The 12870-nt window shown below is 43.8% G+C and carries 8 protein-coding genes; 2 read left to right on the forward strand and 6 right to left on the reverse strand.

From position 1 onward, the window contains the following. Window positions 1-515: 515 nt before the first annotated feature. Window positions 516-2888, forward strand: a complete 2373-nt coding sequence (locus RIG66_RS19600) for a zinc metalloprotease HtpX (RefSeq protein ID WP_446380422.1) — start codon at window positions 516-518, stop codon at window positions 2886-2888. A gap of 316 nt (window positions 2889-3204) precedes the next feature. Here the strand turns inward: RIG66_RS19600 and RIG66_RS19605 are convergent, their stop codons facing one another. From RIG66_RS19605 to RIG66_RS19615, 3 genes are all read right to left on the reverse strand, one after another. After that, window positions 3205-3540, reverse strand: coding sequence for an element excision factor XisI family protein (locus tag RIG66_RS19605; RefSeq protein ID WP_446380423.1), 336 nt, complete (start codon window positions 3538-3540; stop codon window positions 3205-3207). 283 nt (window positions 3541-3823) lie between these two features. Then, the gene (locus tag RIG66_RS19610; RefSeq protein WP_446380424.1) at window positions 3824-4207 is read right to left on the reverse strand and encodes a hypothetical protein; all 384 of its coding nucleotides are present in this window, start codon (window positions 4205-4207) and stop codon (window positions 3824-3826) included. 183 nt (window positions 4208-4390) lie between these two features. Continuing rightward, on the reverse strand, window positions 4391-8242 hold the full coding sequence (locus RIG66_RS19615; protein ID WP_446380425.1) for a HEAT repeat domain-containing protein: 3852 nt from the start codon (window positions 8240-8242) through the stop codon (window positions 4391-4393). Between the two features lie 173 nt (window positions 8243-8415). On the opposite strand from RIG66_RS19615, the gene RIG66_RS19620 reads away from it, so the two are divergent. Next, the gene (locus RIG66_RS19620) at window positions 8416-8703 is read left to right on the forward strand and encodes a hypothetical protein (RefSeq protein WP_446380426.1); all 288 of its coding nucleotides are present in this window, start codon (window positions 8416-8418) and stop codon (window positions 8701-8703) included. Between the two features lie 224 nt (window positions 8704-8927). Here the strand turns inward: RIG66_RS19620 and RIG66_RS19625 are convergent, their stop codons facing one another. The 3 genes from RIG66_RS19625 to RIG66_RS19635 form a co-directional block, all read right to left on the reverse strand. Then, window positions 8928-9500 carry a CAP family protein gene (locus RIG66_RS19625; RefSeq protein WP_446380427.1) on the reverse strand — a complete coding sequence of 191 codons (573 nt, stop codon included), beginning with the start codon at window positions 9498-9500 and terminating at the stop codon, window positions 8928-8930. 182 nt (window positions 9501-9682) lie between these two features. Continuing rightward, a complete protein-coding gene (locus RIG66_RS19630) occupies window positions 9683-11068 on the reverse strand; it encodes an HlyD family secretion protein (RefSeq protein WP_446380428.1) in 1386 nt (461 codons plus the stop codon). Window positions 11069-11248: 180 nt separating this feature from the next. Next, entirely contained in the window at window positions 11249-12688 is a 1440-nt protein-coding gene (locus RIG66_RS19635; RefSeq protein ID WP_446380429.1) for a hypothetical protein, read from the reverse strand. Between the last annotated feature and the right edge of the window lie 182 nt (window positions 12689-12870).

Below are 12870 nucleotides of genomic sequence, written 5' to 3' on the forward strand. Positions count from 1 at the left end.
CTGTTTTGAGCTATCGTCAATAGGGAAATAATGGGAGTGTCTGGACTTTAGCCACATGAAACCTATCTAGGAATTAAAACAAATTCCTAGATTAATCCAGAAAAGCATCTACCCTGAATGTGAAATCTAAAAATGTTTCCTTGTCGGCTAGTTCGCCGTTTAAATCGCTCCCATTTTATGCAGAAATCCAATGAACTAAAATCACGGAATTCAACTCATTAGCGCCCACACAACTATGCTAATTGCTTCAACAGTTTTGAGTATAGCCAGTTTTTTTCTCTAGTGAAAGGGTTAATTGTGAAGTTGCGATGAATCTTGTTAAAATTGATGTAAAGTTAAGGTGAACTTTATATAAAGTTGTATAAAAATACTGACCCAGAAATGATAAACGTGACCCTCGCCCCTACACAAAACTTTACAATGACAGGATAAGTCAACCCCCCGCGATTTATCCCGGATGAAATATTCTCGGCAGGACAGCTTATTGTAAAAGAGCAGGGTATAGTGTAACGATTATGGCTTCTGTTCCCAATCCCTCCCTCGATGCTGGTTTAGCGGCTCTCAAACAGGGCAACTACGATGTGGCGATCGCACACCTGGAAGGTGTCTGCGAATTTGAATTAGATGAAGCCATTATCTCCCGCGCCAGTGTCGCCCTAGTCAAGGCTTATCGCCGCAGTGGTGATATCCCAAATGCGATCGCGCTTTGCCAAACTCTCAGCCAAGATCTCAATCCCAAGGTTCAACAATGGGCGACAAATACCTTATCGGAACTGATGGCGGAATCTCCTCCTCCAGCCAATCAGACGGGGTTTACGCCAGCAGAAGACACTTCAGCGAATCCTACCGGATTTGTTCCCCTCAACTCGCCCTCCTCTAAACCGGGAACGATTAAACAACGGTTAACCGATTCGGCTAAACGTCTATTTACAGGAGGGAAATCACAACAACCGTCTTCGGGAAACGAACCTCCTCAACCCTCATCCCAACTCCCGGTTGCTTTCACACCCCCTTCCGCCCCCTCTGTCTTTTCCCCCAGCCCTCGGTTTCGCAACTTAGGGCGTGCAGAAAACTGGCGTCCCTTCAAACGCCCGAAATTAAGGCGTTTGGGGTTAATTGGGATTGCAAGTGCGATCGCCTTTGCTTGGGTGCTGCGTTTCTGGTTAGAGTTCTTAATGGCAACCACCAATACTATCTTGGTGCAATTGCCGCTATTATCACCGATTCAATGGTTCTACCGTGATCCCACTCAGGCTTTAGCTGTTTTGGGGATTGTGACGCTAATCGTCTCTCCCTGGTTAATGGATTGGCTATTAAGACAGGTGTATGGATTAGAACCCCTCTCCGTCAGCCAACTCTCGGCGCGATCCTCAGAATCGGCTAAAGTGATCCAACGGTTTTGTCGTCAACGCCGTTTACCGTTACCGACGCTGGGTATTTTACCCACAGAAGCGCCGTTAGCGATAACTTATGGGAATTTACCTCACACCGCCCGAATTGTCGTCAGTGAAGGACTTTTATCACAACTGGCTGAAGATGAAGTCGCCACCATTTATGCGACTCAGTTAGGGCATATTGTAAACAGGGACTTTATCTTAAGTTCTCTAGGCACATTAATTCTCCAGTTTCCCTATCTCCTATATATATATGTTGCTCAAGGGGGAGAACAGTTAGCGGAGTGGATTCGGCGCAAATACCCCGCCACCCAACGAGTGTTACCGCCTCTGTGTTTAGGAATTAGCAGTATTATTTCCAGCTTAGGTTACGCCACCTACTGGCTACTGCGCCTCCCCCTGCTGTGGTTTTCCCGGATTAGAATTTACTATAGCGATCGCGTGGCGATAGAAACCACCGGAAATCCCAACGGCTTAACCCGGGCGCTGTTGAAAATTGGCTTAGGGATGAGTGATGCAATCCATCAAGCCGAACAAACCCGCCCCTTGTGGGATAGCTTTGATTTAGTATTACCTGTAGGATACCGCCAAGGATTACTCTTAAGCAGTTGTTCGCCCCATGTCCCCTTTGAACGGGTTTTACAGTGGGAATGTACCAACCCTTACCGCCACTGGTTAATTATCACAGCCGCGCATCCTTTATTAGGCGATCGCTTGCATTTGTGCGCCCGTTATGCTTATGAATGGCGGCTGGGGACAGAATTAGATTTACCCATACCCCCACCACCGATACGGGATAATAAAACACGTTGGTTAAAACTCATTGCCAGTTATGAAGCCTTTCCCTTATTCCAAAGTGTTCTATTAACCGGATTCGCTGTCGGTGTTGTGCTGCGAATTGGATTCTGGTTACTCGGTATTCTCAGTGATTGGTTATCTCGCTGGTGGATAACTGGATTCTGGCGGCTAATCTGGTTACACAATGCTGGGTCATTTCTGGATGCTTGTATCCTAATTGCATTTAGTTTAAGTATTATTCTCTGGATTAATCGTTACTTTCCCGATATCAAACCTGCGGCGATTCGTCACCAACCCAGCTTGGAACAAATGCTAGCTGATCCGAATGCGTTACCCTCTACCCATCAACCTGTGGAATTTACAGGTAAACTTTTAGGGCGACAAGGATTGCAGAATTGGTTAGGGGTGGATTTAATTATTGAAACGGATAGCGGGTTAGTGAAACTGCATTACTTTTCCATTTTAGGCTCTCTGGGTAACTTACTCCCCCTGGGAACTCGCCCCAGTGATTTAGTCGGTGAATCGGTGACAGTAATGGGTTGGTTTCGGCGGGGAGTTACGCCTTGGATTGATGTGGAAACATTGAGTACATCAGACGGGAAAATCAGTCGCGCTCATTATCCCTTATGGTTAGTTATTTTGGCTGTGGTGGCGGCGATAGGGGCATCCTATTTAATTTGGACATTACCTGCATAGATGTTTGTCACCCCCTTTTCCCACGGCGATTAAAATCGGAAGTATGTCATCTTTCTGTTGTAGGGACTCACAATTTCCCCCTTGTCTTCTTTCCTTCCTTGTCCTCCTTGTCTAGTCCCCACCCTAAAATAAAAAACCTACACCTGTCAGTTTTGTAGGGGCGGGTTTAACTACTAACATTTGTTGTCACCCTGATGTAACTAAACCCGCCCCGACTAAGTGCCATAATCCTGGCGACAAAAACCAAGCCTAACGGGATCAGGTTTGAAACTGTTCCCTGTTCCCTCCCCTCATCACAAGACTTATTCAGCAGCCCCTAATTAACAGCATATTCGGTGAATTGGCGTTTAAAGGGGGAGTGAAAGCCGATGACAATATCGCTTTTCGGGATTCCCATTTCTACGAGTTCGGCAGCAATGTCGTTTTCTGTACCGTTGTGTTGAAGCCAGATTTTTCCGTCTTTAATATCAAGATGTAAAATACAACCATAGATCCGTCGTTCGCCCTGCCAACCAATATGCACAAGTTGGTAGTGATCTCTAGTCGTGTCGAAAATAAGTTCGGTTTCAACCTCTTGATCGTTACGACTAAAGGCGGCATAATCTTGCAGGAGTTTCTGCACTATTTCACGGTACTGATCTAGTGTAGCCATTGGTCAATAACCTCCTGTTGTGGGTTGTATACAATTAATTTTAATTGTTGGCTATTAATGATGCCTTATATATTGGTTAAGGTGCGTTACGCTACGCTAACACACCCTACATATAGAGACTTTGCGTAAGTCTTATGTTTAAGGTAAATGTAGATTAACTTACATTTTCCCAGAAGATATATGGCTCATATAGCAAGCGCAATAGCGGTTAGGACACATCTTATGGTATAGACGTTCCGCCGGAACGTCTGGAACAACAGTTCGCTTGTCCTAATCGATGTGTCTACTGCTCAAAAATGTCTGTTCGTTCAATCATAAACCATTCGTGATATAAAATCGCCAAAAAGAAATCTTCATCTTTCACCTTATCGCAAACAGCCATAAAACCGGAGAAAAAGGGGTCATCGTCATAGGTGGTGTCTTTGAGAAACAGGGTTAGGGAATTGCCATCCGCACTCCAAATAGAACGGATAATCGTGATATTAGTATGATGCTCTCGCTCGATAGGCAGAAGTACCCAACGCCCCTCAATTTCCATAAATTCGGGTTCAGAATATCTGAAAACTGATTCCCAATCTTCGGGACCTTCGTGCTTTTCGATAATTCTGTCCCAGCGGACTGATTTAATTTTTTCGAGAGTGTTTGTTGATAAGTTGGCTAGTTTCATAGTCTGGTTAACCTGAAAAAAGGGATATCAATTGGTACATCTGGATTAATTCTAGTGGCGTGGCACACCTAATTTGATAGATTAGCTTGGGTTCGTAGTAAGGGCTTTAGCCCTATCTTTTGTTGGGCTTAGTTCCTCAACCCAACCTACAATCTATACCACCATTTTAGCTGGGTCACGCCACTAGTTTGTGCGTATCCATTCCAGGATGTCTTTGATTGACTGGCTTGGTGTGAAGTATTTTAAGGGAATGTGGTCAATGGGTTGCTCTGTGATCACACAAATTTCACGTCCGAATTTGCTCAAAGCTGTGAGAAATGCCTGGTTATAGGGATGGGTAGATGATGCGTAAAAGACTAAAAAGGGGCGTTTATTGCTGTTGCGCTTGAGGGAGTTCCAATACAGCTTGAGTGCTGGCATTTTTTCGGGTACTGAGTCGCACTCTGGGCAGTTTTGGTCAAGCATCTGGTCGTATATTTCGGTGGGGTTGTCAGGTTCGATGCATTGGCTACTGTCGATGCAAATTAGGTGGATAATTTGGCTTAGTTGAGGGTCGTTGGTAATGGCAGTTTGAAGCCTTTGGGGTAAGTCAAATGGGTTGAAAATTTGGCGGTTGGGAGTCGTTGCATCGTCTACTTCTTCTGGCTGATGCCAAGCTTGATAGAAGGCTGGGTAGGGCAGATTTTGGGCGCAGTTCCAGATGAGTTGAAACAAATAAACAAATCGTTTCTTATTCTGCTGGTATGCATCCTCATCAAAGCATTCATGTAAACTGAGGATAATCCCTATATAATCTGACGTTATTTTCTCTAAGCTCTGAACAGCTTGCCAACAAGTATATTCATTTTCCGTTTTTTTTATCAGATCAATTAGAGTGATAATCGCCATTTGATTTTTTGCTCCAATATCTTCCAAACTCCTAATAGCTTCTATGCGAGTGTCTTCACTCTTAGTATTTTCAATTAGTTTGACTAGAGTGGGAATTGCCGTTACATTCCCTGAGTCAATATAGGCTAACGTACAAACAGCACTTATGATTATAGTTTCGTCCTTACTTTCTCGAATCGTCTGAATTAATTTGGCAACAGCAATTTTATTGCCTGGATCAATCCTCCCTAATGCTTCGGCAACTTGTAAAATAGTCGATTCAGTCTTTACTTTTTTAATTAGCTGTGTTAAAACGGTAATTTCTGTTTGACTACCTTCACTTATTTCACTTATATTTAAAGCCATCCGCCGCCATACAGATTCATCTTTTGTTGTTTTAATTATTTTAATAAAATAAGAAATTACCACTTCATTGCCAGAATCTATATATCCTAAAAAAAGAGCGGCTGTTTCGCGTATTTCTTCGTCTTGGGCTGTTTGAATTAGCTGGATAAGTGTAGCAATAGCTGTTTCATTACCTGGATCAATTTTCCCTAAGCTATATGCCACTTGCAAACGAGTATTTTCATTCTCTACTCTGGTAACCATTCTGACCAACGTAGAAATTACGATGTGATTGTCCTTACCAATTCCTCCCAAGCTAAAAACTGCTAACTCGCGAGTATCCTCATCCTCAGTTGTCTGAGCTATATTAATTAACGTAGAGATCGCCGTTTCATTACCTTGACCAATAAAGCCTAAATTCAAAGCTGCTTCCTGACGAATTTCATAGTTGCCAGCAGTCTGAATTAGTTGGACTAATGCTGCAATAGCTTCTTCACTATCTTTACCGACTTGTCTGAAACCTAAGCAACCCATAGCTTTAAACTTAAACTTATCGTCATCTTTATGGATTAGATTGAGCAAAAAACTGACAACTGTTTCATTACCTTTCCCAGTTTCTTCTAAAAAATAAAATATTTCTTCTTTAATCCAGTCATTTTTTGTTTGATAAAGCAACTCAACAAAAATTTTTGTTGTAAATGTATTTCCAGGAAATATTAGATTTAAAGTGTATGCCGCTTCAAGACTTATTGATTCATTTTCAGATGCTAAAATTATATCTATAAAATATATAATAGCTGTTCCTTTTATATTGTTTTTTGTTTCTAAAAGTGCTTTTCTAGCTTCCTGGTTGATTGGGTGAAAATTCCAAGAACTCCACTTGGCGAGCAATGTGACAATTTTATGCGCCCATCTACAGTCTCTTAACTCTGCAAAGCCTGCGGCTGCCAGAAACAAAGCTCGATACCAATAAAAATTCCCACACCCATCCTGAAAAGTTACTAACTTTTGGATAAACGCCTCCTTCTGCTCCTTTGCCACCTCTTCATGCGGTCGCCCCAGCCACAGCAAAATTACCTCTTTCCACTGCGGCTCAAAAATGCGGTATCTCTCTGAAACTGGCTTAGGATTATCGTTATCGTGGGCGCGGGGTAAGAAAAAGTCCCAATCATCGATCGCCAGCGCCGCAAAATATTCCTGAAACGTCGGATGAAAGAAGGCGTAAACAGGTTGATTAGGATTTGGATTTTTGGCATCTACACCTACTTGATTCAGCCAGCCGATATTGAGCGCCAATTTAAACATAGAACCCTCGCGATCGCCTAATATACCCTCGACAAACTTATGGCGCAAACAAAATCGGTTTTCTTCCTTGTCAATTGCTTCTCGCGCCAACTCCTTTAGCTTAGCGTTGAGTTGCTCTCTCTCTTCAGGTGTTGTGGGAAACTCATCTTTTTTCCACCTGTACACTTCCTCGACAAACTGCTGGTAAAGTTCAGCCTTTGTATCCGGTAACTTGCCCTCTCGCAAATGCCAAGTTGAACACAACAGCGTTAACCGCAGGGGATTTTTTACTAAATCTTTAATTCGCTCTTTTCCGGGTTCGTTTAGCGCCTGCTGCAACTGAATACCCAATTCATGGGCGCACGTCGGTGCGCCCCTACGGTTTTGAAAACAAGTCTGGATAAACTCATTGACTTTTTCTGGGCTAAACTCCAACGTGCGATAGGTTTTAAAGTTATTTAGAGCATAAGGATTGGCTTCCCAAACATTTAACCGACACGTTAGCACCACCGACAAGTGTTGACACCAACCGGGTATCCAATTATTAATGAATGAAAGAGAATTGCCAAAATTGGCAACCATTTCATCCACCCCATCCAGCAACAGCCACACCCTACCAGCCGTCAACAGTTCTTCAAACTCAGTCTTAATTTTCGGCGTGACACTAACAATGGCATCTTCTAGCCAATGATGTAGCAGATAGTCTTTTAACCTTGGCGCAGCCGTCGGCAAAATTCCCAGTGGTATCCAAATCGGCAAACTATTGGTGTTCTCCAATATCCAGAAAGCAATCCTTTGTAGAATCGTGGTTTTTCCCGCGCCCGGTTCACCAATGATTGCAACATTCTTGCTTGGCTCTGATTTCAGGACTTTGGTAAGAAAATCCTTGTACTCAAGTTTTTCAGTTTCCTCGTACTCTGGCTTGTACGATTGGGATTGTTTAGGATTATCATCTCCGTTCCGCTTGTCTGGTTTCTTGCGTTCGACTAATACCAAATCCACGCAAATCTGATTGATATCAAATAACATCTCATCCGCACGCATCAATCGATTAGTCGTTAGTTGCTTCTGCTTTTCCAACTTGGTGCGACATACATCCCGCCAGTCAATCTCAGGCTGTGCAGCTTCATCGTGATCCTTTGATTTCTTGTAAGTCGCCTCTAACGCTTTGGATTTAGCTGTTCTGCTACTATCCCACACTCGATCAAACTCTTCCCGATTTCTTTGTGCGTCTGTACTCCAAAGCTTGAGCGCGAAAGACCCAATTTCTGAACCTTGTCCTCGTTTAAGGCGTCTGTCGTCCCAAATTTGGAGATTTTCTAGGCTTTTGATAACTTCGGTTAATTCATGTTTTTTTAATTGCGCCAGACTCTCAAGGAATCTCCGCCTTGTTTTCACTACAAAATTAGGTCTGCCAGTATCTTTATCAGTTTCCCATTTAATTTCAAAATTAGACGAATTCTCAGCTTGAGTCAGTAGAACTTCTATAAAGCGCCACACGCGCTCTTGCAGAACTCGTCCCTTGGTCGGTTGGCGCATGAGCGAAGTTTATATAGTTCCAAAAAAAGTTTGGGCTACCTCAAACCAAGGATCTACCCCAAACCTATTTTAACCCCGATTTCAAAAGGCTTCTAGCGATGACACAATGGCAGTTGCTTTGCTCTACGACCCCAAAGAGAGCCTTGATTCAACGACATTTCAAGGTTCTCACTATGAACAACTCTCAACGAACCCAATCGACCAATGGCACGGAGATCACAAAAAATGACAAAAGTCAACAAAAACAACAAAGGTTTTTGCGGCGAGTCATCACTGGCGCACTCGTCGCGCAAGCCGCACTTATCGGTGTGGAAGGCAATCTTGATGTACTCTCAGGTCAACCCGTACTAGATATTATCCCAGGGATGATCACTCAGGGTGTTGAACTGATACTCAAAACCCAAGGTGTACAAAAAAGATTGAAAACGCGCGATCGCAACTGCAACTCCTGTTCCGACTAATATCTTTAGGACTTACGCAAAAGCTATATCTGTAGGGTGTGTTAGCGTATCGTAACGCACCTTAACCAATATATATGGTGTGGCTGCGTAAGTCCTGATCTTGCATCTTTGCCAGTAAGCCCCGACACCCGATAATCCAAGCTTTGTAGACTAAAACTCTTATCCAGTCAGCTAAAGCTGACTTTCGCTTTTAGCCTTGGGTTTAAACCCAAGGCGGTTTAATGCTACGGTGCCATAACGTTATTCGGAAACTTTCCAATCACATTACCCGCAGGCGTATATTGGCAAACCACATAGAAGGCATTGTACTGAGTCCCTTGAATCGTTTTAACGCCCCGTGCCGCACCACATTCTAATTGGGTACTATTCTTCCACACCACCTGAGTAAAATGCCCTGTTTCCGAAGAAAATCCAGGATTGGCATAGTCATAGTCTGAAACCTCGTTGTACCAACTTGTAACCGCTTGGTTCGCCAGGGTAGCAGCGTCTACAGAGGATGCTGTCGTGTACGAAACATAGATGTTTTCTCCTGCATCCGAGTTACTGTGTTCAAAAACGCCATTGCTTGCCAGATACTCTGCCCAGTTTTGAGCGCTGTTGTTCAGGGAATTACTCAGAGTCATATCTGGACTATTATGCGTGTTCCGATAGGTATTGTGCTGAGACAAAGCTGTGCTACGCAATGTACCTAAGTTTATCCCTGTCTGCCCATTAACTGGGTTACTGCTGATTATCCCGAAGGGAATCATCGTCGCCAAGCCGAGACAAATACCTTTAATGAATTGCTGCTGATTCATATAGACTACTCCCGTCTGCGGATGGAAAAAATTTGTATATCCAAGCTAACTGAACAATTGGCTTATGGCGTGTTTATTTACAATAATTAATGTTGCAGCGTGAGAGTTTCATTTTTTTGAGGTTATATAACAATTAAAGTGGCGGCGAGATGGGCATCCTGTTTAATTTAATTGGGATATTTTCAGATAAAAATTGGACGCACAACTTTGAGAACTTCATGTTTGAGTTTAGCAAATAGGGTCATCGGTCGAGTTTCTATAGAGACATAGCCCGTCATTCCCGGTTTCATCGGATTGCTATCGTCATTGGTAATCGAAAGTCGTACTGTCCATATCGGTTTAATTTGATTTTCATCGGATTGCAGGGCTGAGGAAATATTTTCTACCGATGTAGTATAAGGTTGCAGTTCTCCTTGTTTGTAGAATTTAACTTGATCGCCTTGGAGGATAAACTTTTCATCTTCTTGGCGAATCTTGGCAATGACGGTTAAGTCAGATAAATCAACAATTTCCATGATTTTCTGACCCGCAGGATGCCAAGTATTTTTCAGCAAGTCCAAGTCTTCGGTGATGATAGTTCCCGTTGTATCTGCGACCAAAATCAGTTGGTCTCGCCGGGATAGTTGACGCTGAACTTCTGCGGTTAATTCTTCGATTTGACGCTGACGATCCTTAACCACAAGTTGGGCGGCGTTTAGGTTTTCCTCGACGGATATTCTGGCGGCGGTGGCGGCGTTTAATTCAGCTTGGGCGAGGGTGAATTTATCGTTAAGTTCTTTGACAAAAGATTGAATTTGGGCTTGTTTTCTGCTAATTAAACTGGTAAGTTCAGCGAGTTCAGCTTTGCGGCTATAGGTATCATCTAGAAGTTCATCAACCCGAATCGCTGGAATTACAGAACTCCCCGCTTCTTGGTTCACAGCTTTAATGGTTTTCAGACGCTGCTGGCGAATTGTGAGACTGGCAGAAAGTTGGTCTTTTTTCTGGTAAAGTCCTTCAATATCCCGTTCTAATGCTTGAATTTGGGGGGGAGAATTGCCTTGGTGAATGCTAGTAAGTTCTTGTTGAACTCGATTCGCCGCTTGACGGGCATTGTCTTCTAGAACTAGCATTTCAGCATGGTTAGCTCGTAAATCTTCAACTAATCGCAAGGCGTCTTGTAGGGCGGATTGGGCTTTTCCCAGTTCAGTTTGGGCATTGGCGATCGCGCTTTCTATTTCCTGGCTTTCTAATTGTACGAGTTTATCACCTTTGCGGACAGGTTGATTGGGTTTCACATAGATTTGTTTAATCACACCAGCCACTTTTAAGGTAACATCTTGGCGGGCGTTGGAGGTAGAGGTGATATCGGCTTCTCCGCGTACTGAGTGAGGAAATTCGGGGATAAAGGTAACGTATCCGACACCTGCCATGATTGCGGTAATTAGGAGCCATTTTTTCAGGTTAACAGAGGTTCGCTTTTCCGGTTTGGGTAAAGCGGAGGAATCTGAGGCTGGTTGTACTGGGGGTTTAGGTTGTGGTGGCACAACTTTGAGTTGATTTTGGCGGGAATTAATGGAAGTGTTCATGATGAGATAATCCTCAATTGAATTTTTTGGTCGGGGCGGGTGTCATTATTATCATTTTTCACCTCACCCAGAATTAACAATAATTTAGAGGTTCTGTAGGGGCGGGTTTCACGATTATCCTTTCGTCTCTCACCCAGATGTGACTAAACCCGCCCTGACTAAACACCGCAGGAATACCAATCATTGATCGCGGGGAAAATAGAAATAAATCGCCCAGAGAACCAACAAACTCATCGCCAGAGTTGGAATATTGGCAAAACTCCAGCCTACTATTCGATAGAGAATAAATCCGAAAACGAATTGCAGATAGAGAAAACTAAACGGGGCATAAGCTGCCAGAATCCAGGCGTCGCGGCGACGCTCTTGAATCGGTTTCCGTCGCAGCAGATTGCCGTAAAACTTAAAGGAACGACTGCGTAAATTATTAATTCCGGTTAAAGCGACGGCGAGATAATAGCCATCAAATTTAGCCAGGGGATTGAGGTTAAGGGCAACGGTGAATAATGCCGCCCCCATTAATAAATAAGTGGTAGTAAATAGCCAACTCCCGGATACAGAACCATTCCATAACCAAAGCGCGATCGCGGCAATAATCAGTTGACAGAGAACCCCAGCGGCGACAACCAGAACTCGTTGATATTGTTTCACCAGACAATAGGCATCGCTGGTGTTTGTATACGCCGCAGGCATAAGAAACATGAAAAATAGTCCCATTTCTGAGACTTGCAGATTTAGGTGAGGAACTTGATTGGCATAATGTTTTAGGGTGAAAGCATGACCGAGTTCGTGGAGGGATACCACGAGTAAGGCGAGAAGAATAAAGGGGAGAAATAAGTTGCTACCCTCTGTGGTGATTAGTTTTTGTCCAATCGCTAAAATTTCCTGGTGCTGGTGGAGTCCAATAATTAGGGAAACGGTTAAAAATAGACCTAATGTGAGAGCAAAATGCTTTGTCCAAATCCAGGACAGGTTATTAACATGACGGCTTAACCAAGGATCAGGATTAAACAGGGGAATGCGGAAGTATAAGAGTTGTAAGGGGGTGAATTTGCCTCGGCGGGGTTTCGGGGGTTTGGTTCCTTCTAGCATGGCGGTGGCGGCGAGTTGTTGCAGGAGAGTTCGCAGTTGGTTGGGAGGAATGTTATAGGTTTGGCAGATAGCATTGGGGGATAGGTGTTCGAGGGCGTTAATTATAGTTTTTGTCTGATTGTTGAGTTGGAGAAAGGTTCTATCTTCGGGGTTACGAAGTATCCAATAGTTGTCGGTGTGTTGAATCCATTGCAGGCTGGATTTGAGATGGGGGTGATTGGGATTTTGGTGTGAGGATGGGGTATATTTGGGCTGGTTTAGGTGGGAGGATTCTAGGGCGAGAATGTTGAGGGTGATTAATTTTTGCAGGAGTTGTTTGACGAAATTGGGTGGGAGGGTTTTGCCGAGTTTCTGTTGGATTTGGTTGACGGTATAATGTCCGGTGAAATAGCGCAGGGCTTGGGCTTCTGGGGGAGAGAATTGGTGGTGATGGTGGTTATCTGGGGTGTGGAGGATGAATTGGTTGGAGTCTCGTTGTTGGCTGAGTTTCCAGTAGGTTGTTATATCGGGACAAATCCAGTTGTTATCCATAGTTTGTTGGTTTCGGATAAACAAATAGGGGTGAGGATCAGGGGGGTTGGTAATATCGCTTGGATAGGATAAACCTAACCCCCCCAGCCCCCCTTCCCTGACAGGGAAGGGGGGAGTATTACTTAATTACTTAATAAATCGGGGAGTATTACTTGATAGTCGGGGACTCTTACTCCCCTCTC

This window comes from Coleofasciculus sp. E2-BRE-01, from assembly GCF_040221695.1.
GTDB lineage: Bacteria > Cyanobacteriota > Cyanobacteriia > Cyanobacteriales > Coleofasciculaceae > Coleofasciculus.

Bases quoted from the DNA above. Each gene is read 5' to 3' on its own strand.
- RIG66_RS19600 (WP_446380422.1), top strand. From the start codon at position 516: ATGGCTTCTGTTCCCAATCCCTCCCTCGATGCTGGTTTAGCGGCTCTC.
- RIG66_RS19605 (WP_446380423.1), bottom strand. From the start codon at position 3,540: ATGGCTACACTAGATCAGTACCGTGAAATAGTGCAGAAACTCCTGCAA.
- RIG66_RS19610 (WP_446380424.1), bottom strand. From the start codon at position 4,207: ATGAAACTAGCCAACTTATCAACAAACACTCTCGAAAAAATTAAATCA.
- RIG66_RS19615 (WP_446380425.1), bottom strand. From the start codon at position 8,242: ATGCGCCAACCGACCAAGGGACGAGTTCTGCAAGAGCGCGTGTGGCGC.
- RIG66_RS19620 (WP_446380426.1), top strand. From the start codon at position 8,416: ATGAACAACTCTCAACGAACCCAATCGACCAATGGCACGGAGATCACA.
- RIG66_RS19625 (WP_446380427.1), bottom strand. From the start codon at position 9,500: ATGAATCAGCAGCAATTCATTAAAGGTATTTGTCTCGGCTTGGCGACG.
- RIG66_RS19630 (WP_446380428.1), bottom strand. From the start codon at position 11,068: ATGAACACTTCCATTAATTCCCGCCAAAATCAACTCAAAGTTGTGCCA.
- RIG66_RS19635 (WP_446380429.1), bottom strand. From the start codon at position 12,688: ATGGATAACAACTGGATTTGTCCCGATATAACAACCTACTGGAAACTC.